This window comes from Paraeggerthella hominis (assembly GCF_021044775.1).
GTDB lineage: Bacteria > Actinomycetota > Coriobacteriia > Coriobacteriales > Eggerthellaceae > Paraeggerthella > Paraeggerthella hominis.
The window spans coordinates 215,788-241,856 of the sequence record NZ_JAJNOQ010000003.1 but is presented as its reverse complement, the minus strand read 5'-3'; the positions used below and the strand labels follow the sequence as shown (position 1 = coordinate 241,856).

Annotated in this window: 19 protein-coding genes; 5 read left to right on the top strand and 14 right to left on the bottom strand. The window is 64.3% G+C overall.

The annotated features are described in order from the left end of the window. Positions 1 to 62 precede the first annotated feature (62 nt). Positions 63 to 485, bottom strand: coding sequence for a 6-pyruvoyl trahydropterin synthase family protein (locus LQE90_RS04885; protein ID WP_114566826.1), 423 nt, complete (start codon positions 483 to 485; stop codon positions 63 to 65). Positions 486 to 904: 419 nt separating this feature from the next. Here LQE90_RS04885 and LQE90_RS04880 point away from each other — a divergent pair, with 419 nt between their 5' ends. The 3 genes from LQE90_RS04880 to LQE90_RS04870 are packed head-to-tail and all read left to right on the top strand — an operon-like array spanning position 905 to position 3,911. Continuing rightward, the gene (locus LQE90_RS04880) at positions 905 to 1,924 is read left to right on the top strand and encodes an alpha/beta hydrolase (RefSeq protein WP_114566871.1); all 1,020 of its coding nucleotides are present in this window, start codon (positions 905 to 907) and stop codon (positions 1,922 to 1,924) included. Continuing rightward, positions 1,897 to 3,258, top strand: a complete 1,362-nt coding sequence (locus LQE90_RS04875) for a phthiocerol/phthiodiolone dimycocerosyl transferase family protein (protein WP_114566825.1) — start codon at positions 1,897 to 1,899, stop codon at positions 3,256 to 3,258. Before LQE90_RS04880 ends, LQE90_RS04875 begins: the two co-directional genes overlap by 28 nt. Beyond that, positions 3,255 to 3,911 (top strand): DUF6320 domain-containing protein, encoded by a 657-nt coding sequence (locus tag LQE90_RS04870; RefSeq protein WP_114566824.1) that lies wholly within the window; start codon positions 3,255 to 3,257, stop codon positions 3,909 to 3,911. Before LQE90_RS04875 ends, LQE90_RS04870 begins: the two co-directional genes overlap by 4 nt. Before the next feature lie 90 nt (positions 3,912 to 4,001). Here LQE90_RS04870 and LQE90_RS04865 read toward each other — a convergent pair whose 3' ends face one another. Continuing rightward, a complete protein-coding gene (locus LQE90_RS04865) occupies positions 4,002 to 4,790 on the bottom strand; it encodes a rhomboid family intramembrane serine protease (RefSeq protein ID WP_231088206.1) in 789 nt (262 codons plus the stop codon). Positions 4,791 to 5,167: 377 nt separating this feature from the next. On the opposite strand from LQE90_RS04865, the gene LQE90_RS04860 reads away from it, so the two are divergent. Together LQE90_RS04860 and LQE90_RS04855 are read left to right on the top strand one after the other, a co-directional pair. After that, positions 5,168 to 5,977, top strand: a complete 810-nt coding sequence (locus LQE90_RS04860; protein WP_123192363.1) for an ABC transporter ATP-binding protein — start codon at positions 5,168 to 5,170, stop codon at positions 5,975 to 5,977. Positions 5,978 to 5,984: 7 nt separating this feature from the next. Continuing rightward, positions 5,985 to 8,420 carry an FtsX-like permease family protein gene (locus LQE90_RS04855; RefSeq protein WP_216528866.1) on the top strand — a complete coding sequence of 812 codons (2,436 nt, stop codon included), beginning with the start codon at positions 5,985 to 5,987 and terminating at the stop codon, positions 8,418 to 8,420. Positions 8,421 to 8,506: 86 nt separating this feature from the next. Here the strand turns inward: LQE90_RS04855 and LQE90_RS04850 are convergent, their stop codons facing one another. The 12 genes from LQE90_RS04850 to LQE90_RS12505 form a co-directional block, all read right to left on the bottom strand. Continuing rightward, positions 8,507 to 12,469 carry an acyl-CoA dehydratase activase gene (locus tag LQE90_RS04850; protein ID WP_216528867.1) on the bottom strand — a complete coding sequence of 1,321 codons (3,963 nt, stop codon included), beginning with the start codon at positions 12,467 to 12,469 and terminating at the stop codon, positions 8,507 to 8,509. A gap of 9 nt (positions 12,470 to 12,478) precedes the next feature. Then, positions 12,479 to 12,688, bottom strand: a complete 210-nt coding sequence (locus LQE90_RS04845; RefSeq protein ID WP_114566820.1) for a nitrate ABC transporter ATPase — start codon at positions 12,686 to 12,688, stop codon at positions 12,479 to 12,481. Next, complete coding sequence (locus LQE90_RS04840; RefSeq protein ID WP_216528868.1) at positions 12,685 to 13,284, bottom strand: ATP-binding cassette domain-containing protein; 600 nt, start codon at positions 13,282 to 13,284, stop codon at positions 12,685 to 12,687. The genes LQE90_RS04845 and LQE90_RS04840 overlap by 4 nt, the downstream gene beginning before the upstream one ends. Continuing rightward, complete coding sequence (locus LQE90_RS04835) at positions 13,272 to 14,519, bottom strand: ABC transporter permease (protein WP_216528869.1); 1,248 nt, start codon at positions 14,517 to 14,519, stop codon at positions 13,272 to 13,274. The genes LQE90_RS04840 and LQE90_RS04835 overlap by 13 nt, the downstream gene beginning before the upstream one ends. 3 nt (positions 14,520 to 14,522) lie before the next feature. Continuing rightward, complete coding sequence (locus tag LQE90_RS04830; protein WP_216528870.1) at positions 14,523 to 15,635, bottom strand: substrate-binding domain-containing protein; 1,113 nt, start codon at positions 15,633 to 15,635, stop codon at positions 14,523 to 14,525. Positions 15,636 to 15,730: 95 nt separating this feature from the next. After that, positions 15,731 to 19,660, bottom strand: a complete 3,930-nt coding sequence (locus LQE90_RS04825) for an MBG domain-containing protein (RefSeq protein ID WP_216528871.1) — start codon at positions 19,658 to 19,660, stop codon at positions 15,731 to 15,733. A gap of 152 nt (positions 19,661 to 19,812) precedes the next feature. Then, entirely contained in the window at positions 19,813 to 20,445 is a 633-nt protein-coding gene (locus LQE90_RS04820) for a ubiquinol-cytochrome c reductase iron-sulfur subunit N-terminal domain-containing protein (RefSeq protein ID WP_216528872.1), read from the bottom strand. Positions 20,446 to 20,831: 386 nt separating this feature from the next. Next, positions 20,832 to 21,491 (bottom strand): Crp/Fnr family transcriptional regulator, encoded by a 660-nt coding sequence (locus tag LQE90_RS04815; protein WP_216528873.1) that lies wholly within the window; start codon positions 21,489 to 21,491, stop codon positions 20,832 to 20,834. Positions 21,492 to 21,954: 463 nt separating this feature from the next. After that, positions 21,955 to 23,544, bottom strand: a complete 1,590-nt coding sequence (locus LQE90_RS04810) for an ABC transporter ATP-binding protein (protein WP_216528874.1) — start codon at positions 23,542 to 23,544, stop codon at positions 21,955 to 21,957. Further along, complete coding sequence (locus tag LQE90_RS04805) at positions 23,541 to 24,275, bottom strand: energy-coupling factor transporter transmembrane component T (RefSeq protein ID WP_216528875.1); 735 nt, start codon at positions 24,273 to 24,275, stop codon at positions 23,541 to 23,543. Before LQE90_RS04805 ends, LQE90_RS04810 begins: the two co-directional genes overlap by 4 nt. A 49-nt stretch (positions 24,276 to 24,324) precedes the next feature. Further along, positions 24,325 to 24,936, bottom strand: coding sequence for an MptD family putative ECF transporter S component (locus LQE90_RS04800; RefSeq protein ID WP_216528876.1), 612 nt, complete (start codon positions 24,934 to 24,936; stop codon positions 24,325 to 24,327). 129 nt (positions 24,937 to 25,065) lie between these two features. Further along, the gene (locus LQE90_RS12505; protein ID WP_216528877.1) at positions 25,066 to 26,055 is read right to left on the bottom strand and encodes a helix-turn-helix domain-containing protein; all 990 of its coding nucleotides are present in this window, start codon (positions 26,053 to 26,055) and stop codon (positions 25,066 to 25,068) included. Between the last annotated feature and the right edge of the window lie 14 nt (positions 26,056 to 26,069).

Genomic DNA, 26,069 nt, shown 5'->3' with positions numbered 1-26,069 from the left:
TTCTTCACATCTGGATTCGGAGGCTCTTCGGGAAGGTTCGCGCGTTGCCGTTCGCGGTCGCATCAGCGCGCGCGGTACACGGCGCAGTTGTTCGGAGTCTCGTACATGTCCACCTGCGAAACGGGCAGGCCCTGCTCAGTCAAGCGTTCGCAAACGTAGCGCGCCAGGTTCTCGGCCGTAGTGCGAAACGGCAGCACAGTCAAGCTGAAGCCCTCTGCGGCGAGCGCGGCCAACGTGGCCTCGCCAAGCGAGCCCTCCTCCACGAGGAAGGTGTGGTCGAGCTCTTCCGCCAGATCGCGCACCGCGCGTTTGAACACGCCGAAGTCCAGCACCATGTCGCGCATGGTCCCTTCGGTTTGGAGCTCGCCGGTTTCCAGGTAGACCACCGTGCGCCACCGATGGCCGTGCAGGTTCTCGCACTTGCCATAGTAATCGGTCAGGAAATGGGCGGAATCGAAACTCGCCTCCGTTTTGAGTCCGTACATAGCACGCTCCTCGTCTCATGCAGCCGTCGCCCTTCGATCGGGCGCGGCGAATCATCGTTTTTCGCCATCATAGCAAAGCGCGCGGCGAATCGGCCCCCGCGGCGCGCAAGTACGTCATCGCCGCTCGAAACGTACAGGTTTCGAGCGGTCCGCGCAACCGCCCCCTCGCCCGCCGTCGCCCGCGCCCGCACCCGGCCGCCCGTGCGGATTCGGCCGGGCAAGCGCGGGCGAAGGCGAAGGCTGGCGGGTGCATTCCGGGCGGCGATGCGCCGCAGCGATGTGTCGGCTTCGCTCCGAAAGGCCCCGCGCGCGAAGCTTGTGCTACGATGCTCAGACGAACCGACGCGGCGCGCCGCCGCGCCGCCCGATCCGCGCCAACCGCGCCGGGCGGCACCGTCTCCGCGAAAGGACGACGAACCATGCCCATGAACAAGGCCATCCTGGCAGCCTATCGAGCCGCCACGCGGATCAGGCCCGACATCAAAGAGTTCTACAAGGCGCAGCGCGCCGCCGAGGACCTCAGCGCCAAGCTGGCCATACCCAATCCCCGCTGCCGCGTCGACGACGCCTTCGCCGTCATGCCGGACGGCTACCGCGTGCCCCTGCGCATCTTCACGCCGCTCGACATCGACTTCTCGCTTGCTTCGGGCTTCAAGGTGTCCGAAGACTGGCGCGGCACCATCCTGTTCTTCCATGGAGGCGGCTGGGTCAACGGCGACGTGGACTTCTACGCCGACGCTTGCTCCACCATGGCGCTCAAACTCGAGCGGCGCGTGGTGTCGGTGGACTACCGGCGCGCGCCCGAGCACCGATTCCCGCAGGCCTCCGAGGACTGCTACGAAGTGACGCGCCAGCTGTTCGCGGGAAAGCTGCTGCCCGACGTCGATCCCCGTCGCATCGTGCTGCTCGGCGACAGCGCAGGGGGAAATCTAGCCGCCGTCGTATCGCTCATGGCGCGCGACCGCGGCGCGTTTCGCCCGCCTACGCAGGTGCTGCTCTACCCCGTCACCTACGACGATCACGACCCGCGAACCTCATGGTTCGACTCGGTGCGCGAAAACGGCGAGGACTACCTGCTCACCTGGCGCGACATACGCGGGTACATGGAGCTGTACCGTTCGTCGCCGACCGATTACGCCAACCCCTACTTCGCGCCGCTGCTCGATCCCGACCTTTCGGACCAGCCGCGCACCCTGGTGGTCACAGCCGAGTACTGCCCGCTGCGCGACGAGGGCGAGGCATACGCGGCGCGCTTGGAGCTGGAGGGCGGCAGCGTGCAGTGCTACCGCGTGCTCGACGCCGTGCACGGGTACCTGCTGTATCCTTCGGTGGTCGGCGCGGTCAGAGACACCTACCGGATCATCGGGCACTTCCTTGACGGCACCGACCTGAAGCGAGAGGACAAACCGGCGTGGCTCGGAATACTTGGTACCGACTAGACAACGTAGGCAAGTTCTACTCATCCCAAGCCGGCAGCTCCGCGCAAACGGTGTTCCGCTACGCAGCCGAGCTGGTCGACGACGTCGACCCGCAGGCGCTGCAGCGCGCGCTCGACAAGACGGTCGACACGTTCCCCGGGTTCAACGTGTGCCTGCGCAGCGGCATGTTTTGGCACTACCTGGAGCAAGCGCCGAAGCCGCCCGAAATCAGCCGCGAGAACCTTCCGATTTGCTTCGGCCTGCACGTCGACGCGAAAAGCGTCCTGTTCCGCGTCAGCTATTATCGAAACCGCATCAACTTGGAGGTTTCCCACATCGTCTCCGACGGGCGCGGCTCCTTGAGCTTCTTCAAGATGCTGCTGCACGTCTACATTCAAAAGCGCTACGGCGTGGAGGGGGTGCCGTTCGAATACGACGGATCTGACCACCAAAAGCACGAGGACAGCTTCGACAAGTACTTTGAGCGGGACAAGGCCGCGGGCACGCGCGCGCCGAAGATCTACCGGCTGTCCGGCTGGCGCGACAAGGCCGACCCCACGTTCATGGAATACCACCTGCCCATGCAGCGCGTGCTCGACCTGGCGCGCTCGCACGGAGTGAGCCTGACGTCGCTTGTGATCGCAGCGGTGATGTGCGCCATTCGCGCGGAGATGCCGCGTCGCGACCGCCATCGCGCCATTCGCATCGACGTGCCCGTGGACCTTCGGAGAATCTTCGAATCGGCCACCACCAAGAACTTCTTCGGCTTGGCTTTCGTGTCCTACACGCCCGGCGATCAGGACGAACCCGTGGAAGTCGTAGCCGCCCGCGTGCAGGACCAGCTGAAGGTGGCGACCGAGGCAGAAAACCTCAAACCGCGGATGAACCGCATGATCGCGCTCGAAAAGCACCCGGCCCTGCGCTTCGCCCCGCTGTTCGTGAAGGACATCGCGCTCGAACTGGCAGACCGCATGGTTGAGCGCGAAACCACGACGACCGTATCAAGCCTGGGAGCTATCGGCGTCGACGAGCGCCTGGCCCCGTTCATCCGCAACGTCAACGTGCTGACCTCCACCGTCGGGCTCAACTTCATGGTGTGCTCGTTCGGAGACGATCTGAGCATCGGCATATCCACCACGTACTCGAACCCCGACGTGATCAAGAACTTCTGCCGGTACTTCTCGGACCAGGGCATCGAAGGGTACGTCAACATCAACAAAACAAGCGAAGAAGTAGCCGAGGACCGCCTGGAAACCAAACTGGAGACTTCGGTCAAACGATGGGGCGGCCAGGTTCCCGCACATGAAGAAGGCGCCGACGACGGCGCACCCGAAGGAGAAAGGGAACGACCGTGAGACGTTGCGAGAAGTGCCGCGTCGAATTCACCGGCGACCTCGATCGCTGTCCCTTGTGCCAAGCCGAGCTTGCCGGAACGGCAACGCCGTCGGCGTTTCCGCGAAACGAAGTGCGCAAGTCGGGAGCCATGGCCCTTGGCGTCTTGGCCTTCGTGAGCGGAGCATGCCTTTTGGTGATGGCGTTTCTGGGACGAATGCTGTCGCTTCCGGGCGACATCGTGGTTTCGGTGTGCGTGGCGTTGGTGGTGAACTACCTGTTCGTACGCAACATCCTTGCGCATTCGCCGGACTTTTTGCGCGTGGTGGTACGCTACTTCCTCATTTTGCTGGGCATTGCGGCAGCATGGTTTCTGGTCACGGGAAACACGCTGGTCACCACGTTCGTCATACCGGGAATATGCCTGGTGGCGCTGGTGTTCGACACGGTGCTCGTGGCCGTGTTCAAAGACACGTTCGTGGCCGGGTACGCGAAGTACCTGCTCTTCGACGTGGTGCTGGGGCTGGTTCCCCTTGCGCTCATCGCGCTGGGGCTTACCACCTGGGAGATCCCCGCGCTTTCGAGCGCGCTCGCAGCAAGCGTGTTCTTGCTGGGACTGCTCGTGTTCATGCGAAAGCAGCTGATGGACGAGGTTCGCAAGCTGTTCCTGGCATAGCGCGGCGGCAAGCCGCGCCTCCGGGCGTCGGCGAACGTCGGCGCATGCCGGCGAACGTCGGGCAAACCCTCCCGAAAGCCAGTGCGCGCCCTACAAGGAAAGCAGCCCCTGCGATGCCAGCAGCCAAACCAGCGAAGCCACCCACAGAACCCCCACGGCCACCCGCGCGACGGTGGGCACGCGCAGGCTTTTCGCCGGCACCATGAACATGGCCACCAGGCCGCCCAGCGCGCCGCCCAAGTGCCCGCTCACGGAGATTCCCGGCACCAAGAACGTGTACGCGACGTTCACCGCGATGATGCCCAGCATGCCCTTGCTGTACTGCGCGAACATCGAGCGATTCCCCTTGTGCAGCAAACCCAGCAGGGCTACGGCCACGAACAGGCCGAACACGCTGGTAGAAGCGCCGGCGCTCACCGTCGAGCCACCGCCTAGGAACACGTCGGCGGCGTAGGACACCGCGTTGCCCGTGATGCCGCCGATGAAGTACAGCGCCAGGAAGTTCCCTTTGCCCAGCACGCGTTCGAGCACTTCGCCCACGCTGTAGAGCGCAACCATGTTGAACCCCAGGTGCATGAGGTCCATGTGCAAGAACATCGGCGTCACGAACCGGTACAGGTCGGCCGCCGACTGCATCCACGGCGCGTACATGGCGCCCATCTGCACGAGCACCGACGTCGACACGTTCACGCGGAACCCCGAAAGCACCGCCTCCACCGCGAACACGATCACGTTGAGGACGATCAGGATAAGCGTGACCATGCGAAACCGGTTTCGCTCGAAAAAGGACGGCTCGCTTTGATTGAGCATCCGCTTCAACTGCTCGTCGTCGATCACGGTTTTGGTCGGGTTCGGCACGTTGTTCTGGTTTTCCGGCACTGGCTGCTCCTCGCATGCGGCAATTCGATCATGGTTCAGGGGAAATCCTACCACGTCGCTTGCGCGACAACGCAGCCTTCGCGTTTCCGTTGAGGCAAAAACACGGTTTCACCGCTGCGCGCCGCGCGCGGTCCCCGCCCGACCCGCGCCGCCTCCCCGGCACGCGACGAAGCTCGCTCGATCGCACCGCCTTCCGAGCGCGCGGCCCGCAACCCGCCCGACCCGCGCCGCCCTCCACCGCGCCGCAGAGCCCTCCTCGGCCGAGCAAGGCGCTGCGCGCGCCCGTATTCCCCCTTGTCGTTGTGTTTCCCCCTCCGTTGTGGTAAATGTTAGCCTTAGTAAACTTATAAGCCGCTCACGCAGGGAAACGAGAACCCATGTCCAACCAAGCAGCCTTCTTCCCCCCGAAGAAGCACGACCCCCACGAAAACCGCAAGGCGCAAGACGCCGACTCCGACGAACGCCGCGAACGCCCGGCGATCGACCCCGTCTTCCTGTCGGTCGACGGCCTTTGCAAGCACTACGGAGAAGGCGAAGCGCGCGCCACCGTGCTCTCGGACATTGCCACGACCATCGAACAGGGCGCCGTATGCGCGCTGCTCGGGCCTTCGGGCTCGGGAAAGTCCACGTTCCTCAACCTGGTAGGCGGGCTGGAGCCGGCCGACTCGGGCTCCATCCGCGTGGGAGGCGTTGAGCTGACCGGCCTTTCCGACAAGGAGCTTGGCGAGTACCGCCGACGCGAGCTGGGATTCGTGTTCCAGTTCTACAATCTGATCCCCGACCTGACCGTGCGCGAGAACATCGAGGTGTGCCGCCATCTCAGCGCAAGCCCGCTTCCCCTTGACGACCTGCTGCATTCGCTGGGGCTATGGGACCATCGCGGAAAGTTCCCGCGCCAGATATCGGGCGGGCAGCAGCAGCGTTGCGCGATCGGGCGCGCGCTCGTGAAAAACCCTCGCCTGCTGCTGTGCGACGAGCCGACGGGCGCGTTGGACTATCAAACCTCGAAAGAGATACTTGAGTTGATGGAACGGGTCAACCGCGACTACGGCTGCACCATCGTCATCGTCACGCACAACGACGCTATCAGGCACATGGCCCATCGCGTCCTACGGCTGCGCGACGGGGTCCTGGCCGAAGACGCGCGCAACCAGCAGGTGCTCGCTGCGCGCGATCTGGAATGGTAGGCGCGCCATGGCAACCCCTCTTGTCCGCCGCCTTCCGCGCGAGCTCAGGCACAACTTCGGCAGGTACCTGGGCATCTTCCTGCTCATGACCATCTCCATCACGCTCGTGTCCGGCTTCCTTGCAGCAGCCAGCAGCATCGAGCGCATCACCGACGGCATGCGCGACGCCTACGCCGTCGAGGACGGGCGCTTCACAACAAGCCGGGAAGCGCCCGCCGAAGCGCTTGCGGCCGTCGAGGACCTGGGCGCGTCCGTGCACGAGAACTTCAGCTACGACCTGCCGCTCGAGCGCGACGACGCACCGAGCGCCACGGTGCGCGTGCACCTCAACCGCAACGGCTTCAACGAGGCCGCCTACGCGCAGGGCGAAGCCCCGCAGGGAGCCGACGAGATCGCGCTCGATCGGACCTTCGCGGAGCATGCCCGCATCGAAACGGGCGATACGGTGCGCGTGGGCGGGCGGGATCTGACCGTGTCGGGCATCATGACGCTTCCCGACTACGCGGCTCTTTTCGAAAAGAACTCCGATTTCGTCATGAACACGCTCACGTTCGGCACCGCCGTTGTGGACCGAGCCGCGTTCGCGTCCTTCGAAGGCGCGAGCGTTTCCCACGTCTACTCCTTCCTGTTCGACGACCGCGCCTTGCCCCTGCCCGAGCGCATCGACGCCGAGCAGGACATCGCCGATGCGCTGGCCAGCCACGGAGCCCTGCTGACCGATCTGGTGGACGCCGCGTCGAACCAAGGGATCACCTACGCCGCCGAAGACGTGGCGGGCGATCAGGTCACCTGGGAGACCATGCTGTTTCTGCTCATCGTCATCATGGCGTTCGTGTTCGTGGTGCTGACCTCGGCCGCCATCGACGAAGAGAGCGCCGTCATCGGCACGCTTCTGGCTTCGGGATACCGCAAACGCGAGCTGATCGCGCATTACCTGGCGCTGCCTTGCTTGGTAGGCCTGGCGGCGGCCGTGGCGGGCAACGTACTGGGATACACCGTCATGGTCGACCCCATGAAAGGCCTGTACTACAACAGCTACAGCCTGCCGCCCTACGTTGCCGCCTGGAGCTGGCGCGCCTTCGGATTGACCACCGTCATCCCGTTTTTCCTGCTCATGGCAATCACGTCCGTCGGGCTGGCGCGCAAGATGCGCTGCACGCCGCTCATGTTCCTACGGCGCGAAACGGCGAAGGCCGGCATGCGCGCAACCCTGAAGCTTCCCGAGCGCCTTGGCTTTTCGGCGCGGTTCAGGCTGCGCGTGTTCCTGCGCAACCTTTCGCACTTCGCCACGCTGTTCGTGGGGATCGCGTTCGCCAGCATGCTGCTGTTGTTCGGGCTGTGCATGATGCCCACCATCGAGCACTACGCCGATTCCCTGCGCAACGATCTGGTGGCCGAGCACCAGTACCTGCTCAAGGCGCCGCTCGAAATCGACGCGACCGACGACGAGCGCGAGGCGTTCGCAGCCGCGACCGCGCTGGCCGCAACCGAGCAGTCCCAACTTGAAGCCATGGACCCGATCGAGCTTGCCGCGCTCGCGCAAAAAGCTTCGACGGTGCAGGAAGGAGCCCACCCCGTCAACGTGAAGCCGAACGACCGCAGCGTCATCGAGCAGGCCGAGAAGTTCGCCGCAGGGCGCCTGGAAACCGCCCGCTTGACACAGGGGAACGAAGAGGTCGTCGTGTACGGCATCGCGGAAGGATCCCGCTACTGGAACGACGTCGACGTCGGCGAGGGAAAGGTGGCCGTAGGACGCGGATTGGCGCAGAAATGCGGGCTGAAACCCGGAGAGCCGCAAACGTTCTCGAACAAGTTCGACGGCGCAGCCTACGAGCTGACCCCCAGCTCGCTTTGGGGCAGCTCCTCGTGCATGGCGGTGTTCTTGAGCATCGAGGACTTCAACGAGCTGTTCGGCAACGATGCCGGCTATTTCAACGGATACGTGTCGAACGAAAGCCTCAACCTGGACGAACGCTATCTGGCAAGCGATCTTGCCCCTGCCGACATGGACAAGATCAGCGCCCAGATGCAAGACTCGATGGGCCATGTGATGGACATGATGACGGCAGCGGCCACGCTTGTCTACCTGGTGCTCATGTACCTGCTCACGAAAACGGTGCTGGATCGAAGCGCGCGCAGCATTTCGTACATGAAGGTGTTCGGCTACCGAAACCGCGAGATCAACAAGCTGTACCTGCATTCCATCACAACCGTGGTGATCGCCTCGCTCCTTGCATCCCTGCCCCTGGTTGTCCTGGGTATATCGACGCTGATCAGAGCTGCCCTCGCGGGATACGGGGGCAACATGGAGGCGTACGCGCCCGCCGACCGCCTGGCGCTTATCGCGGCAATCGGCGTTGCCACGTACGCCGTCGTGGCGTTTCTGCACACCAGGCGCATCAAGCGCGTCCCGCTTGCCCTGGCGCTCAAAGCGCAGGAGTAAGCCCCGACCGGCGGCGGGGCCTGGATCCCGCCGCCGGTCGCAGGACTGAGGTCAGCCCGGGAAGCCGCGCGTTTCGCAGCCGCTCCTCACACGTAGTAGAGAAACGACCGCAAGCGCTCGTCGATGCCCTGGTCAAGCGCGCCGTCGAACGACACGTGCAGCACGGGAGCCGCAAGGTCGTCGGCATCGTCGAGCAGCTTGAGCACGATGCCGGTGTTCTCGTACATCGACGACACCGCTATCACGCCGTCCGCCTCACGCGCCGCCAAGCGCGCCTTAGCCGCTCGGTACCTTCCGTTCGCGCCTCGATAGCCCCCCAGCGCCTCGTCAGCCGCAATCCGCAGGTCGTCCAAGCTGGCGCAAAACGGCGAGGCGCAGCCCAACGAACGATGCACTTCGGCCATCTGCGCGGCGAAGGCCGCCAGCAGCTCGTCGGGCTGACGCGCATCGCGCCACAGAAACCACAGGTACTCGGACAGCGGCATGCGCACCAGGCGATACCCTGCGCGTTCAAGGCCCTCCCAGCGTCCGCCCGTCAGCTGATCGGCATACACCAAAGGCCACTCGCCCACCAGCGCAAGCGTTTTGCGGGCGCGGCGCGAACCCCCTTCGGCCGCAGTCCCCGCTCGGCGGGCCGCGGCGCATACGCGCTCGAACGTCACGCCATCGCGCAGGAACCCGTCCAGCACCTCTTGACGATCGTCCTGGTCGGCCGCGTAGGCTACGTCGCCGGCCAAAAGATGCAGGAAGAAGCCCTCGGGATCGGGCATCGACCAAGGCAGCTGATCGAGGATCGGCGCAACCAGCTTCGCGTCGGCCGCCCCTTCCTCGTCCAAGACGGCGCGGATCACGCGGTCGTACTGCCCGTCGGCCTCGGCGCCTTCCGTCGAAGGCAGCAGCAGCTGCAAGCCGCTCGCACCGGCACGTTCCGCCGAGGCTTTCGCAGCCGCCCGCAACGACATCCCCAACAGCGCCGTGAACGACAGATACTCCTTCGAAGCGCTGCGCGCACGTCCGGCGGCCACAGCCGCGTCGTCGGGTTCCAGCAATTCCACGCGCAGGCCGCGCCTCTCCAGCCATCCGCCCATCAGGGGCCCCCACGCCCCGAACGACGGCAGCGCAACAACCCGCTGCGCGTCGAGCGTCTCGTGCAGCGCCTCGTACGGACGGCCCGCCAGGGGAAGCGCGCGCTCGTCGCGCGGCTCGTAGTGGTCGATCGCGTTCAAAAACGCCTCGATGCGCGTCACGACCCCCACCTGCGAAGAATGCTCGTCGGTCTCGATATGCAGGTAGGGCTTGTCGCCCATCTCCTCGCGAAACAGGTGGCTCACCATGGTGTCCGGGCCGCACCCGTGATTGGTCAGGTACACCGCGAAGAGGCGCGGATCGCGGCGCACCAGCTTCGCGCCCGACACGATATGCTGCCCGAACGGCCAGTACAGCCCCGGATGATCCTGCGACACGTCCACGTCATGCGCATGCAGGTGGCTCACCGTGATCACCTTCCGGCCACGGTCCAGGAGCGCATCGGGAATGCCCATGTTGAGCGCCGGATCGACAATGCCGTAGTTGCGAGTGATCAGCACGAGCACGCGCTCGTCGGGGCCGAGCGAACCCAGCAGCTGCTCTCCCAGCTCTTCGGTCTTGCGCGTGAACTCCTGCACCGCGAAACCGCCCGCCAGCATGGCGCGGGCGGTTTCGCGCGGCTCCTTTCCCAGCTGCACGCCCACGCCCAGCAGCGCTTCGGCAACGGCCTGCTGCCCGAAATCCATGTCCAGTACCGGGCTCAAAAGGCGAATGCCGCGGCCCTCGAAGTCAAGCTCCTTGGCCGCCAGCATCGGCGCCGACTGCATGTAGGGGCACGCGTAGTTGTGCGCAACCTTGGAAGAGACGTGGCGAATCGCGCGCACCGCCGGCATGAACACGTAGTCCACGCCGCGCCGCGCCAACTGCTCCAGATGGCCGTGGACGAGCTTCACGGGATAGCATGTCTCCCCTTGAGCCGTCTGCTGGGAGAGGCGCACCGTTTCCTCGTCGGTCGCATCGGACAGCAGCACGTTGTAGCCCAACTGCTTGAAGAACGCGTTTGCCAGGGGAAACAGCTTGTGCAGCATAAGGCAGCGCGGAATGCCCACCGTTTGCTTGGGCGGATCGATACGGGCGTCGTACCCCTCCAAGAACAACTCGTCGACCTTGCGAAAGAACCGACGATTCTCCTCGACGGACGCGCGGTCGACGGCCCTCGAAGCCTGCGGCGCGCGCGTCAGGTCGAACCCGCGAAACGCCGTGGCCTCCGCCCCGGCCTCCTGCGCGAGCAAGGCCGCGCCCACCGCGCCCGACACGGCGAACCACGGCGACACCGAAAGGGCGTCGCCCAGGTGCGCCTTGAACGCGGCCACGATGCCGGGGTTGTAGGCCACGCCGCCCTGCAGCACCACATGGGCGCCCACCGGCTTGGTTCCCACCACGCGATGCAGGTAGTTGCGCACCACCGACAAGCACAGGCCCGCCGCCACATCGGCCGTCGACGCACCTTTCGCCAAAGCCGCGTTGATGGCTGTTTCCACGAACACCGTACAGCGTTCCCCCAGGTCAATAGGTGCCTTCGAGGACAGCGCCAGCGGCCCGTAGTCGGCAAGCTCGATGCCCAGGCGCGCAGCCTGCTCCTCGACGAACGACCCGGTGCCCGCCGCGCATATCTTGTTCATTTGGAAATCGGCCACCCGCCCGTCCTTCAAGCTGACGTACTTGGAGTCCTGGCCCCCTATCTCGAACACGGTGTCAACCCGCGCGTCGGCAGCCACGGCCGCGCGCGCTTGCGCAGTGATCTCGTCGCGTACGGCATCGGCGCCAACCATCTTCCCGATCATGCTGCGCCCCGAACCCGTCACGCCCACGGCCGTCACGCGAACGGCGGAGCCCAGGCGCTTCGCAAGCGAGTCCAAGCCCTCGCGCACCGCCCGTCGCGCGTCGCCGCGCGTGCGCAGGTACTGCGCGTCCAGCAACGCGCCCCGTGCGTCCAGCAGCACCAGGTTCGTCGACGTGGACCCCACGTCGATTCCCAGCGCGCAGTCCACCGGCTCGCCCGTCAAAGCCGACCAGGGCCGCGGGCGCAGCCGAAACCCGGGCCTCGCCTCGACCGGCACGGACGGCAGCGCGCGCAGCCGGGGCAGGTCGTCGACGACCGTATGCTCAGCCAACCGCGCGGCAAGATCGCCTATCGCAAGGGGGCGGCAGCCGTCTTTGCCGGAAAGCGTGCGCCCGCCTTGCGCCCGGGCCTCGCGCGCCGCGCCCGCCGCTTGGAAAAACAGATGGTCGGGCGCGTGCAAAAGCTCGCCTTCTCCAAGCTCGAACACCTCGCGCACCGCCCGAACCACCCCGCGGTTCGCCAAAACGCCGCCGGAAAGCGCCACCGGGCGCGCCACGGGCAGCCCGCGCACGATGGTGGCCTTGTAGCTTTTCACCATGGCGAAGCACAGACCCAGCAGAATGTCCTGCACCGACGCGCCCTCCTGCTGGTGATGGATGATGTCGGTTTTTGCGAACACCGCGCAGCGCCCGGAGATGCGCGGCACCGAAACCGCGCCCTCCACCAGATCCGAGTACTCCTCCAGGGCAAGCCCCAATCGCTCCATCTGGTCCTCGAAAAACGACCCCGTGCCCGCCGCGCAGCTTTCGTTCATGGCGAACTGAGGCACCTGCCCCGACCCGACGCCCGTAACGAACAGCGCCGACTGCCCGCCTATCTCGATGACCGAGCGCGCCTCGGGCGCCAGAAACTGCGCGCCTTGGCACACCGCCGGCACTTCTTCCAGCATAAGGCAAGCGGGATCGATGCCCCGCAGCGCCGCCGCCCCCGATCCGGCGGCGGCCCAGCCCGCGCACTCGCTCTCCGGCAGCTTGGACGCCAAAACGGCCAGCATATCGCGCAGGCACGCGAGCGCGGCCCCGCGATGCAGGCGGCTTTCGCGCCACGCAAGCTCCTCAGCGTCCGTAAGCGCCACGAGTTTCACCGACGATGCGCCGATGTCGATGCCAACGGTGTACATGCCCGCCCCCTATTCCCCCTTCGCGCGCACGCGATACCGCTCGTACTCGGCTAGAAACGCGCGCTCGTCCAGCTGGCGCACCTGCACCACGTCAGCAAACGTCACCAGGTCGGCTATAGGGTTGTCCAGCGAAAACGGAAACCCCTTCGACACCAGGAACTCCCCGAACAAAGGCTCGTCCAGCACCGTCTGCTTCATGGTCTTCGTCGCGTCTATCATCGCGCAGCCCCCTTCGTTATATCGGCTAACATGATTTTTCGGGCGCCCAGAAGCGCCACGTCCTCGTCGCTGTGCGTTGACGCCAAAAGCGTGCGTCCGCGCCGCTCGGCCAGCAAGAACTCGATGACCGCGCGCTTGGTTTGCCCATCGAGCCCGGTGAACGGCTCGTCCAGCACGATCGCGCTGCCGGGATAGGCAACCGCCCTTGCCAGCGAAACGCGTCGGCGCATGCCGCCCGAAAGCTGCATCACCGGGCGCTTCAGGCAATCCGCGGGAAGGATCTTCTCCAGCATGCAGCGGATCTGGCGTCGGCTGGCCCGCGCGGGCAGCACCAACGCCACGTTCTCCACGGCCGTCAGCGTCTCGCACAGGCGATCCTCCTGAAACATCGCCGAAACCGCGCCGGAAGGCGCGCCCTCGATGCGCCCCGCGTCGGCGCGCTCAAGGCCCAGCAGCACGCGCAGCAAGGTGGTCTTGCCCGCGCCCGAAGGCCCCATCAGGCAGTACACGCCGCCTTCGGAAAGCGTGCACGTCACGCCCGCCAGCACGCGCGCGTCTCCGAACGACTTGTCCACGCGCTCCATCACGATGTCCATGCGGCATCGCCCTTTCCCGCGTCGCTCGCGCCGCCCTCGTCGCGCCGCCCGCGTCGGACGCGCCCTTCGCGCTCGTCGTCGCGCACGCCCAAAAAGCCGCCCAGCGGACGTCCGGCGCGCTTCAGCAGCGCCATGAACGCCTTCTCGAACGCCAAGCTCAGCACCATGACCATCACCGTCCACGCGAACAGATCGGGCGTGTCCAGGTACGTGCGCGCCAGGCTCATCTCTTTGCCGATAGAGGGCTTGGGCACGGCCAGAACCTCGGCCATGATGCCGCTTTTCCAGCTCATTCCCAGCGATATGCGGGAACTTGCCACCAGAAACGGCATGAACGCAGGGCGGTACACGTACATGAACGTGCGCCATCTGGGCAGCTTGAACACCCGCGCCATCTCCAGCAGGTGCCGGTCCACGCTCTCGAACCCGGCAAGCGTGGACGTGTAGACCAGCGGCAGCACGATCAAGAACGCCAGGTACACGGTCAACGCCTGGTTGCCCACCCAGATGAGCAGCATGATGATGAACGAGATAACGGGAATGGTGCGCAGAAGCGACATCACGGGATCGATGAAGTCGCGTACGATGGCCACACGGTACGCCAATAAAGCCAACAGCAGCCCTACGGAAAACGACAGGAGAAACCCTGCGGCGATACGCGCCGTGGAAGCTCCGCAGATCAGCCAGAAGTCGGGCTTCGCCACCTGCTCCGCCAACGCCTCTAGCACCCGAACAGGACCGGCCAGAACCAAGCGGTTGTCCACCGCCCGATCGAGCACCTCCCATACGACCAGCCAGAACAGCACGATCAGCGCCTTTTTCGCCCCCGCGATGCGCCTTGACGCGCCTCGGGCGGCAACGACGCGCTCCCGCCCGGCGCGTTCCTCTTCCAAAACAAGTTGCGCTTCCTCGTCGTCCATGAGGCTTTGCGCCTGCATGACGCGCACCACCTGCTGGCAAGAAACGCCCATGGAGGTCATCATCTGCATGATCCGATCTCTGCCGACGCCGCGGGACACGGCCGTTCTCATCATGAAGCCCATCTGGGAGTCGTCCATGCCGTTTTCCCTGACCATCTGCACAACCTGCGCAACCTTGTCCTCGGGCATACCCAGCTTCTGCGCTATCTGAGCCACCTGCATGCGCGGGGCCTCGCCCGTATCACGCGTTTCGCGCGCCCGCCCGATGCGCACGCCCAGCCGCCTCAGCAGCTCTTTCGCTCGCCGTTCGCCCATAGCCTACGCGCCCGCGCTGCCCGCATCGTCAAGCTGGCCCACGGGAGGCAGGTAGTAGAACCCGTCGTCTGGAACCTTGCCGCCAATCGAGTCGGGGTTCGAGCGGTACAGCTCCTCGAGAAAGCCCGAAAGCGCCGTGCGCATGTCGGTTCCCGTCAAGCTCACCATGCTGATCTGGGGCATAGCGTCCAGCGCCACGGCGTTGTTCAGAAACGTCCCCAGCTCCTCTTGCAGAGCGGCCGCGGCCGACATGTTCTCGAGCGACCACGCCACCGATTGTCCCGCCATCCGCAGGTACTCGATCACGGCTTGCTCGTGCTCTTCGAGAAACTTCCGATTCACGATCGTGGTCGTGGTAACGGCCTGGCTCCCCGTGTCGGCAAACGCCGCATCCCATTCCTTGGTGATGTCGATAGGCGCGTACAGGGGGTCCACCATGAGCTTCGAAAGCGACACGAACGGCTGCGGAAGGATGGCCGCGCAGTTCGGTTCGTCCTGCAAAAGGTTCAGCACTTCGAACGGCGACGACTTGAACTCAAGGTTGAACGACCCCGCCTTGCCCATCTTGCCCAGCAACGCCTCGATCGTGTACTCGGGCGTGCCGCCTTCGCCGTAGCTGTACACCGTGCGACCCGCAAGGTCTTCCACGGCAGCCACCGACGGATCGGTGGTGATGCCGTAGAGCACGCCCAGGTTGTTGACGCTTATTACCTGGTAGTCGTTCTTTAGCTCCTTGTTGTTGTACAGGATGGGGCCGATATTGGACGGCAGCGTGCACATATCGTAGCTGCCCTGGTTGAACGCGGCGGAAAGGCCCACGTAGTCCACGCCGCTCAGCTCGAACTGGAAGTCGTTGAACGTCTTGCCGGCTCGCGCCGCCACGATGAACTGCGAAAGGCCCATGGATGGCGGGCCCATGATCAAGCCGACGCGCGCAGTGCACGCATCGGGACTGCCCATGAGATCGCGGCTTTCGGGCTGCGCAACCAGGTCGACCGTGCCGAGCGCCGTATCGCCTTGATCGGGGCCGCTCGACGAGCAGCCCGCCAAACCCACGGCCGCCGTTGCTACGGCCGTGCTCGCAAACGCGCAGAACGCGCGCCTTGTCAGATTCATGCCTACCTCGTTTCCGGGTCGTTCCTTCAAATAAAGAGCTGCGAGCCCGTCCGCACGACGCGACTGGCGGACGGGCTCGCATTCAGTCGTGCACGCTAGAAGCGGGCCTTAGCCTTCGAAGGCACGCGCTTCCTGCGGTAGGCGAACGTGCCCGCCGCCGCTCCGGCCACGGCCAACGTGGCCAGCGCGCCCAAACCGATCACAAGAGCCGGATCGCCAGTCGAAGCGCTGTCGGATTCGGCTTGCGCCGGGTTCGACTTCGTCGCAACGCCCTTGGCCTTGGCGCGCGCAGCCTTGTCCTCGGCCGCAGCCAGAGCTTCGGCGGTAGCCTTTTCGGCATTGGCCGCCGCATCGCCCGACGCCGAGCCGTTCATCACGGCCAGGGCCGCAGCGGGAATCGAGCCGCCGCCCGAAGCGGGCACGCCGGAGAGGTTCATTTGGAACGTAGCCGGATACGTATGGTTGCGCTCGCCGCCGAAGATGGATCCGCCGATAGCCATGGCCATATCCCCGATGGTAACGTCCACCGTGCACGATCGCGAGACCACCGAAGCGGCGTCTTCCAGCACGCCCAGGTCGACCGTGATCGAAGACAGGCCGCCGCCGTTCGAGCTGGAGTCCACGATACGCAAGCCGCTGATGGCGTTCACCGTCATGATCCTCGACTGAATGACGATGGGAACCTGCACCGCAGCGCGCCCGGCAGCATCGACGGTCAGGACGGCGTTGCGCGCCACCGGGTTCATGGGCGGGAAATCCCCGCTGGTCAGATGCGGATTCAACGGAAGCCCCGTGTCTTGCCTGCTCAGCCAGATATTGGCGGACACCGTGTAGGTGCCGGCGGCCAGCGTGCCGCGCCGAACGTCCCCGCCGCTGGCGGCGTTGCCCGAGCCGCTGCTCGCGCTGCCGGAGCCGCCCGCGCTTGCGGATCCGCCGCCATTGCCAGAGGATTCCCCACCAGAGCCCGCCCCGCCGGAACCGCCTCCTGCAGAGCCTCCGTTGTCGCCCGGAACGGCCAGGTCGGTGCTGTCGGACAGCTTCACGGCGCTGGCGTAGTCCACGGCCAGCGACAGGCCCCACGTTTTATCCAGACGCAAGGGAGCTGCATACACGTGGCTCCCGGGAAACGTCAAGACGGGATCGTTGCCGTCCAGCTTGACAACGGCTTTGACGATGCGGCCCTGTGCGTTGGCGCCGTACGGCTTGCCGTCGCGCTCGATGCCGAGCACCTGCGCGCCGCTCGCCGGCGTTCCGAAATCGATCAGGGTGAACGCCGGATTCGGCAGCTCCAGTTCGAGTAGCTTCGTACCGTCCTCCTTGACCACGAGCTTCGCGTTGTCGGACATCGGGTCGGTGGGAATCCCGAAGTTCGGGCTTCCCTCGGGCTCCATTGGGTTCTTGGGATTGGTCATGTAGGCCGTCAGATGCAAAATGTCGTTTTCAGACGAGGGAACGAACAGGTTCGCCGTCACTGCGTACGTGCCGGGCGCAAGCGCCGGAGCCTGCGCTTCGGCAACCGTCAGCACGCCGCTGCGGTAGGAAAACGCGTAGTTCGCAGCCGCGCCGCCCACAGGCGTCAGGTTGTACGCTACACCCGCTTCCAAAGACGCCGGGGCGGAAACCGTCGGCGCGGCGAAGCCCTTCGCCGAGGCCGCCGTCTCCCCGTTCACGAACCCGGACACGTCCACGGACAGTCGCGGAGCCTCGTTCGCAGCGACCGTTTCACTGCGGTACGCGGCGGTCAGCTGCGCTTTCCCGATGGTCCATGCAAGCGTCGCAGCGCCCTTCGACCCGTCCGCCCACGTATAGCCGTCCTCGAGCGTGACCAGCGCGGTATAGGAGCCGGCATCAACGGCCGAACCTGTCAGGGAAACGCGATAGCCTTCGCCCGGAGCGACGCCTGTTTGCTCCTGCCCGTTGTACACCAGGCCCTGGGCAGGGGTCGGCTTCTCGATCTTCGCAGGAGCCTCGGCCACCGCCACGTAGTACGCCACGTTTTCCGAGTTCATCCAGTCCTTGTGCCCGTTCAGAAGGTACGCGCCGTTGAGCAACCTGCCGTCCAGCCCGTCAAGGTTCGCAACGGCGTTGCCGTCAACGGGAAGGATGTCGAAGAACGCCGTGCCGCCGCCGATAGCCGCGTCGACCTTGGTCGCGCTGGTCAGCTTGTCCGCCGTTCCTTCCACCAGATAGATCGCCACGTTCTTGCCGCTTACCGGAAGCGTGCCGCTCAAGCCGCAGTTGCCGTTGCCGGCCGTCGACACGAACCCGGCCGCCAGGGGCACTCGGTTGCTTCCCAAAGAGGTCATGTCGACATGGAGTCCCATCGCGTACAGACCCTCGATGGCGGGATCGCTGAAGCCGGACGACTCTTTCACCAGCTCCAACGCCTGATCGACCGCGGCTCCGTCATGCGCGCGAGCGCCCACGGCGCCCACGAAGGGCAAGTACAACCTTTCGTACAAATTCGACAAGACTTCTTCTTTGTCCATATCCAACGCGTCGTTGTTCACGGCTTCGTTGTAGCCGTTGGTCACCCACGTTGCCGACGTGCCCGAAGCACCGTCGGCGTACGTGTACGACCGAAGCCACCGAACGTTCGCCTCTCCTGGAGCCGAAGTCACCACGAACGATCCCAGCCGCGCGCTGTCGAACGTCAGGGAGCCGTCCGCCTGCGCAGCCGGAAGAGCAGTCAGGGATGCGCCCTTGTGCAAGAACACCTCGGAACCGCTTTCGCCCGGCAGCGAAACGGAGAACTTCACCTTGTCGTCAACCGCAATATCCGCGCCGCCCGAAATCAGGCGCACGTCCAGCAAGCTGAAGTCGGGAGCCTTCTGATACTGCCGACCGAGCGCGGGCTTCACCGCCGAGCGGCGTCCTTCATCTTCGACGAGCTGCGCCGAAAGCTCGGCGGACTGGATCGATTCGAACGCCGACGAACCCTCCTCCACGTTTACCGTCACCGACACGCGCGCCTCGTCGTCAACGAACGTCTTCGAGAAATCTCCCTCGACAACGCGCACGGCGTTGGCAAGATCAACCGTCAAGTCCAGGTCGATGTTGAACGACTTTCTCAACGTGGTGGCGTACTCCGTGCAGCCCTGGAGCGTGTACGTTCCGCTCCAGTCCTTCAGCTCCACCGTAACCGTGGAAATGCGCGACGTGATGCCGGCGCTGGCCAGATCGTCGTTGTACTGGCTGTCGTCGCTTTTCAGCTCGATGGGAACCCGCGTGGCCTCCACCACGGAAGCACTGGGGGAAGACCCTGCGGCTTGCACCGTGAACACGGGGTTGATCAGCGTAAACGTGAGCGTTCTAGTTCCGTCGGCCGCCACGACCAACGTGCTGCCGTTCGTCACGGCCGCAGCAGGAACGCCCATCTGGCCGCCGATTCCTTCAGGGTTCGCGGGATTGGTCGCATACCCGCGAATGCCCATCGGCGTCATCATGGACACGTTGGCGGAAACCGTATAGGTTCCCGCGGCAAGCTCGGCGCTGCTCGCGCCCTGAGGGGCAACGTAGCCTTCGCCTTGCGCGCTGCCAAGCGCGGCCCGCGACGGTTCGGAGCCTTCGCCTTGCGGCCCCGCCTGCTCGCCGGAAGCACTGCCTTCGACGACGGCAAGGCCCGCACCCCCTTCCCGGGATTCGCCTTCCGCGTTTGTCGATGCCGGCTTTTCGACGGCGTCCGGTGCGCGCTCTTCAGAAGAAGACGTAGCCTCCTTCGCAGATGCGCTCCCGTCCGGCGAGTCAACCCGGTCGAGCGACCTGCGCGCCGCATCGTCCGCTTCCCCGCTGCGCTCCGCAAGCGGCGCCGCAGCCGCGTCTTCGACCTCGCCGCCAAGGGCGCCGCCTTCGGCAGCGTCGGCAGCCTCTGCGCCTTGCGCATGCGCCGGCGCGTCCGCCAGCCCGAGCGCAGATGCGTACGCAAAACCGGCCGGCGTCTGCGACAGAACCAACGCAGCGACCAAGAGCACGGCAAGAACGGTGCCCGCAAGCGAATCGCTTGCTCTGTTCACCTTGTTCTTCATGGTTTCATTCCTCGTTTCTGTTTCATGCAACGTGCGATCAACCGCGATGCAGGCCGTTCGCGCAGCGCCTCCAGCGCCAAGCGCACCTGTCACGGAACCTCGAAAAGCCGGCTGCCGCAGATGCAGCAGCCGGCTTCAGCGCATAGGGAACGTTACGCAGCGCCCAAATCGGCAACAAGATGCAGATCCCAAGTCTTGCGTCCCTTGTACAGGGGAAACGATGCGTACTCAGCCGAAGGGCCGAACGTCGCGACCGCCGAGCCGCCGGCGAAGTTCGTCACGTCGAACGTCAGCGAGACAACACGCTCGTCGTAAGGAGAAGACCACAGGAAGTTCGGCATGACCCACTTCCCCATCTTCTTCTCGGTGATGCGCACCAGGCCGTCTTGCGAGGCCGAGGCGATCTCCAATACGCCGAACGAGCTGTTCACAATGGGTACGGTCAAGAGCTTCGCACCGCCCTCGGCCACCACGAGCGTCGCATTGTTCGCAACGGGCGAAGTGGGCTTGTTGAAGGGCGGGTTTCCCGGATTCGTGACGTACGCGTTCTTGCCGATAGGCGAATCGCGCTTGTCCACGTACAAGTTCGCCGTCACCGTGTAAGTGCCCGGTGCCGCATAAGCGCCCGACAGCGGCGCCGCGCTTGCCGCAAACGCCTTGCTCGCGTTGATGTCCGGCAGCGCCACGCCCGCCGCCGCTGCGACAACGACGGCGCCTGCTGCCGCCTTGAGGAAGTCGCGGCGTGACAAGGACGCATCCTGCATGCCTTCGCGTATCTCGGTCATGTTGCCTATCCTTTCACTGAACTGGCTCTATCGCTTCGCGTTCGCAAGCGGGCGGCATGCGCTCCGCCCGCTCCACGGGGGACCTTCATGCGCGGTTGCCGTATTTAATTAGCCAAGGCTAACTTCAGGGTATTTTAAAAGCTGCAAGGTCTCGCCCTGCAGCTCCATCGCACCGCCCGACCGGAACCATCCCTCGGCGCAGCACGTCAACCCTCGCCCACCTGTTGTTGGCAGGCATTCGGCAATCCGCATGAGCGCAGTATACGCAGTGCGAAATCCCCTTGTCAGTGATCTATGTTACCTTTGTATAACTTTTTTTGAGAAGGTATGCCCGCCAAGAATGGGAAAGGCGATTTGCAGCCGACGAGCTGGGGCCGGCGCCCCCTCTAGCGAGCTTGCCGCAGCACGCGAACCGTGCGGCCGTCCACCTCGATGACGCCGTCATCCTGCATGACCTTGAGCTCGCGGATCAGCGACTTGTCCGCCACGCGCAGGCACGCCGCCCATTCCCTGCGCCCGAACGGAACGGTCACGCTCCCGTCCGCATTGCGCGGCAGCGTGTCCAGATACGCCAGAACGCGATCGGACAGGCGCGGCTCGCTCAAGACCGCAAGGCTGCGACTGAGGACCAGCACCTTCTTCGACATCTCGCTCATGAGGTTTCCATGCAAAGTCGATGCCCACGCATGGGAGCAGGCACGAAGCCCGGCAGCGGGAATGCACAGCAGCACCGTGTCCTCAAGCGCGCGAATGTCAACGGGACAGCGCCGCAAAGACGAGGCGACGGCCTCGGCGAACGAATCGCCTGGGCCGAATAGGGACACGATGCGGTCCAGCCCGCCCTGCGGCAAAGAAGCTTGCACGCGGCCGGACACGACCACCGGGTAGAAATCAAGCCCGTCGCCCGCTCGGCGCACCAAACTGCCGCCAGGGTACCGGCGCAGCATGCCCTTCGCATCCGCAATCAAAGACGCACGCTCTTCCAGCGGTATGCCGGCAAACACGGGAGACTCGCTCAAAGGTCGCACGTCAATCGGATCCGCCATCTTTCGCCCTCCTTCACCACACGTTCAGCTTGCCTCGCCCCCCATCCGTTCATCATGTCCATGCTCCATCATACCTCAATTGTTAGCTAAAGGTTACTATTTTCGAAACATGCCGAATCGCAGCCGAGCAACAAGGGGTTCGAAGCGCGAACGGGTGCCCCTTCCCCGCGCGAACAGGACTTGCGCGCGAAAAACCGCCCTCGCTGGCAGGTTTTGACGGTTTGGGGTCGTTTGATCCAACCGAGCGAGCACTCGCAAACGCACGGCGCAGCAGCCCAGCTTCGTGACCAGGCAAAACGAAAAGCAAGCGAAGCGACGCCCGAAACAACGCCCGACTCAACGACCCCTAAACGCAAAAACCTGCCAGCGAGGGCAGGTTTTTGCGCGCAAGTCATCTCTATCACTATCGGCCGCAGCAAAACTCGGTGCTCGTCGCACGACGCGCCGAATCTTCCGCGCCCGATCAAGCAGAGGCGCCGCGAAACAGCAACGACCGAAGTCGAGCGACGTTTTGTCCAACCAGAAGAAAGTCGTCAGTCACTTCCCCGTCGCGCACGTGGATGATCCGATCGCACGCTCCCGCCAAAAACTCGAGATCATGGGAGATTACGAACACGAGCCGCCCCCGAGAAGCAAGGTCGCGCACGATATCGCACACGCTGCGCATGCTGTGGCCGTCAAGCCCGCTTGTCGGTTCGTCGAAAAGCAGAACGCGCGCGGGGCTCACAGCGGCGGATGCAATGGTCACGCGCTGCTTCTGCCCGCCCGAAAGCGCCATCGGATGAACGCCTCGCAGCGACGCCATCCCCAACCGCTCAAGCACGTCGCGCACCCGTTCGTCAAGGGTCCCGTCGTCCTCGTTGCCAAGGCGCAACTCGTCCTCGACGCTTTCGGTGAACAGTTGGTAATCCGCATCTTGCATGACGAAGTACATCGAGCGGGAGCGCGCCCGGCGACGAAGCATACGCCCGTCAAGCTCTACAGTTCCGCGGCAGCGGCGCGAAAGACCGCAAAGGCAACGCGCGAGCGTGGTCTTTCCCGCCCCGTTGGGCCCGGTTATGCCGATAACCTCCGCCCGCTGCGCGCAGCGGGCGCCCGCATGCCCTCCTGCATCGAATTCCACGCCGCACAACACAGCGCGCTCGCCAAAAGACAGCCGCACGTCGCGCACGTGCAAAAGCGGCGACACGGGCACATCCGCCTGCACCCGCCGATCCGCAGATGCAGGCGCGGCGCCGTCATCGCCCGCCGCACGCCCCGCCCTGCCGTCCGCCGCTGCCGAATCAGCGCGCGCAGGCGCCACATCGTCAAGATCGAACAATCGAAGCCCACGACGCATCAGCTCGTCCCGCGAAAGGGAACGAGCCCGGGAGGGCGTCCATTGGTCCACGATCCTCCCATCCTCCATGAACACCACTCGATCGGCAAGCTCCATAAGGTAGTACAGGCGATGCTCAGACACCACGACGGTGCGCCCGCGCCTCTTCAGTTCCGCCAAAACGTCGGCCAACATGAGCGTAGCCCGAACGTCAAGATTGGCGGACGGCTCGTCAAGGACGAACAGGTTGGGCTCCATTGCGTACGTAGACGCAAGCGCCACCTTCTGCTTCTCGCCGCTTGAAAGATCGAAGATGCTCCGGTTCCTCAAATGCTCGATGGCGAAATCGGCGAAGGCACCCTCGACCTGCGATGCGATCCTGTCGGAAGGTAAGCCCAGGTTCTCGCAGCCAAACGCCACCTCGGACACCGTGTTCGTCGTAAAGAACTGCGATCGAGGATCCTGGAACACCGACCCTACCGTGGCGGCCAATTCGTACGTGGCAAGCTGGCGTACGTCCCTTCCCCCCACCAACACCTTGCCCGACAGGTTGCCCGGGAAGAAATGAGGGATCAAGCCGTTCATCAGCCGCGTAAGCGTGGTTTTTCCGCATCCGCTGCGTCCGGTGGCCAGCACGAACTCGCCTTCGCGAACCGATAGGGCAACATCGTGCAAGGCTGCGCCCTGCGCACCTTGATAGGAAAAGCTCACGTGCTCCATTTCAACGATGTTCATGAAATCATCCTGCTTTCGAAGCATGCTAGAAACGCAGCGCAACCCACCACCGCACCAAGGTACGCGAAATCCCTGAAACGCAGCCGCATCTCAAGCAGGGATCCCCTGACGCCCGGACGTTCGATACCGCGTACGCAAGCCGCGGCAGCAAGCTCCTCGGCAACCTTGACGAACCGCATCATAAGAGGAACCATAACGAACTCCATCATGGTCAAGGGAGCTTTGAGCACGTTGAGAACCGTCAAGGGAATGTTGCGTATCCTCATGGAGTCGCGCATGGCCCCCACTTCCTGCCCGATCGTGGGAAGGAAGCGAAGCGTCACGGCAAGCGTGATGGTAAGGGCGCGCGGCAGCCTGAGCCGTTCGAGCGCGTTCGCCAATTCGCTCGGGCTGACGCTTTTCGTCATCATGAAGTACACGCCGGCAAGGGGCGTGAACTTGAAGAATATGAAAACGGACATGCCCGCCGCAGCCGCAACCGCACCGGGAACGCTCGCAAGCAGAAGCGAAGTCGCCAGCAACGCGCCCGTAACGGCAATCAGCCTCGCGGCGCAGCCGTACAATCCGAAGAACAGCAGCGCGACGACCATGAACGCATCGCTGAGCAAGATTCCCCCGGTAGACCGCACCACGAACAGCAAAACACCGGCAATCGCAACGTGCACGAGCTTCACGCGCGGATCGATGTACCTGATGCAGGCGGGGCTCGCCAAGACGAAAGACTGATCCACCAAACGCTCCTATCTTCGGGATTCCGCAATCGCCCTTTTGGACGAGCGGCTACACCAAGCCGGCCTTTACGAAGTGCTTCCTCAGTATCTTGCGCCCGACAACCACTCCCGCCGCAGCGCCAACGACGCAAGCGATGACCGACGCGATTCCCAACCAGCTTTTCGCGGTACCGATCAGTTCGTTGAGGTACGTCATGTCAACGCCGGCAGCTCCGCCGGTCGCCTGCTGGATGTACCAATCGGTGAATACATAGATAGGAGCGATGTCCCCTGCGTAGAATCCCAGCATGAGCACGACGTACGCAATCGCTATGCGCTTGAAGTCGCGATACGAGCCGGAATTGGTTATGGCCTCGGCAATCAGGCCGAATACGATCACGGTAATCAGCAGCGTCTGAGCCCCCATGAGTCCCAGGAGAACCCCCATGACCGCCGACGGAACGAGAAACGCCCCGAACGTGCGCACCTTCACCGCGACAAGCATGAAAAGCGGGCCGCTTGCGAACGCGAACACGGCCGGGTAGAACAAGTACACGACAGGGGTCACGCCGGTCACCATCATAAGAACCATGGCCAGGGCGAACATGACCGCCCCGAAAATGCCCATGAGGGCGAAGTCCTTGATTCCAAGTTTTTTCTTTTCCTGCGTCGCGCTCTCCATCGCATTCTCCCATCGTCGATACGCGGACGTGCCGCTTGTTAGTTAACTAAAACTAACAATAACGAAAGGGCCTCCTCGTTTCTCCCCGAAAACGCTTTTTCCGTACTCCGAAACGCTTGAAACGACAGGTTATTCCCGGAAGCGCCGAGCGTACTCGCCCGGTGTCATGCCGCACCTTCGCTTGAACTGGTCGCCGAAGTGGCTGATGTTGCTGTATCCCGCCATCGCGGCGGAGTCCTTGACCCGGTAACCGCGTTCAAGCAGTTCGCACGCTCGAACCATGCGCCGGTCCAGCAGGTACTGATGGACGGACGTCCCGTAACGCAACTTGAACTCGCTGCGAAGCCGTGATTCGCTCATGAGCGACAGCTTGGCCAACTCGGCAACGGAAACATGCTCGAAGCACCGCTCGTCCAACGCGCGGCGCACGCGCTCCAAAGCGTCGACCTCGGCCAACGCCGGCCTGCACGCACCGCCGTCCGATCCTGCTTCGGGCACAACCTCGCTCAGAAGCGCCGAAACGATCTCGAGCACCTTCCCCTCAAGATACAGCGCCTTCAGATCATGGGAGTACGAACAGCTCAGAAGATCGTGCACGAGAGGCTCGATCGAACGCGAAGGCCGAACCTTCTTCACGCAAGAAGACGGTTCTCGACAATCGGCGACGAAGCCTCTGTCCGCAAGACGGCGCATCACCGACCCGAATCGACCGGGATGCAGGTCTATCCCCATGCCGAACGAACGCCTGCTCGCCTCGTAGCGGTTCTCGAACGCGAATGCGCCGTTGCGGTACACGCAGCAATCGCCGCGCTCGAGTCGCACCCCGCCGCGCTCGCCCACCTTCCGCCACTCGAGCTCGCCCGAAAGACAGAAGGTGAGCGAGAACGTCTCGCGCACTGCGCGCTCAACCAAGGCGACGTCTTCGCGAAACGTCACATCGCCCACGTACACGTCTATCCCCGAGCACGGGGATAGACGCCGATAGTAACCCGACCCTAGGTCGGGGGCTAAAGGCACGACAACGTCCACCGCGCTTCGAGCAAATTGCGAAGACAGCGTCTTCGCGCGGGCGTCCGCTGCGCCGTCTTCGCGCACAAGCCCGTATTCGGTAGCGAGCACGGCCGACCGCCTCC

Bases quoted from the DNA above. Each gene is read 5' to 3' on its own strand.
- LQE90_RS04855 (WP_216528866.1), top strand. From the start codon at position 5,985: ATGGCAACCCCTCTTGTCCGCCGCCTTCCGCGCGAGCTCAGGCACAAC.
- LQE90_RS04820 (WP_216528872.1), bottom strand. From the start codon at position 20,445: ATGACCGAGATACGCGAAGGCATGCAGGATGCGTCCTTGTCACGCCGC.
- LQE90_RS04885 (WP_114566826.1), bottom strand. From the start codon at position 485: ATGTACGGACTCAAAACGGAGGCGAGTTTCGATTCCGCCCATTTCCTG.
- LQE90_RS04800 (WP_216528876.1), bottom strand. From the start codon at position 24,936: ATGGAGAGCGCGACGCAGGAAAAGAAAAAACTTGGAATCAAGGACTTC.
- LQE90_RS04835 (WP_216528869.1), bottom strand. From the start codon at position 14,519: ATGGGCGAACGGCGAGCGAAAGAGCTGCTGAGGCGGCTGGGCGTGCGC.
- LQE90_RS04850 (WP_216528867.1), bottom strand. From the start codon at position 12,469: ATGTACACCGTTGGCATCGACATCGGCGCATCGTCGGTGAAACTCGTG.
- LQE90_RS04880 (WP_114566871.1), top strand. From the start codon at position 905: ATGCCCATGAACAAGGCCATCCTGGCAGCCTATCGAGCCGCCACGCGG.
- LQE90_RS04825 (WP_216528871.1), bottom strand. From the start codon at position 19,660: ATGAAGAACAAGGTGAACAGAGCAAGCGATTCGCTTGCGGGCACCGTT.
- LQE90_RS04815 (WP_216528873.1), bottom strand. From the start codon at position 21,491: ATGGCGGATCCGATTGACGTGCGACCTTTGAGCGAGTCTCCCGTGTTT.
- LQE90_RS04860 (WP_123192363.1), top strand. From the start codon at position 5,168: ATGTCCAACCAAGCAGCCTTCTTCCCCCCGAAGAAGCACGACCCCCAC.
- LQE90_RS04810 (WP_216528874.1), bottom strand. From the start codon at position 23,544: ATGAACATCGTTGAAATGGAGCACGTGAGCTTTTCCTATCAAGGTGCG.
- LQE90_RS04840 (WP_216528868.1), bottom strand. From the start codon at position 13,284: ATGGACATCGTGATGGAGCGCGTGGACAAGTCGTTCGGAGACGCGCGC.
- LQE90_RS04845 (WP_114566820.1), bottom strand. From the start codon at position 12,688: ATGATAGACGCGACGAAGACCATGAAGCAGACGGTGCTGGACGAGCCT.
- LQE90_RS04830 (WP_216528870.1), bottom strand. From the start codon at position 15,635: ATGAATCTGACAAGGCGCGCGTTCTGCGCGTTTGCGAGCACGGCCGTA.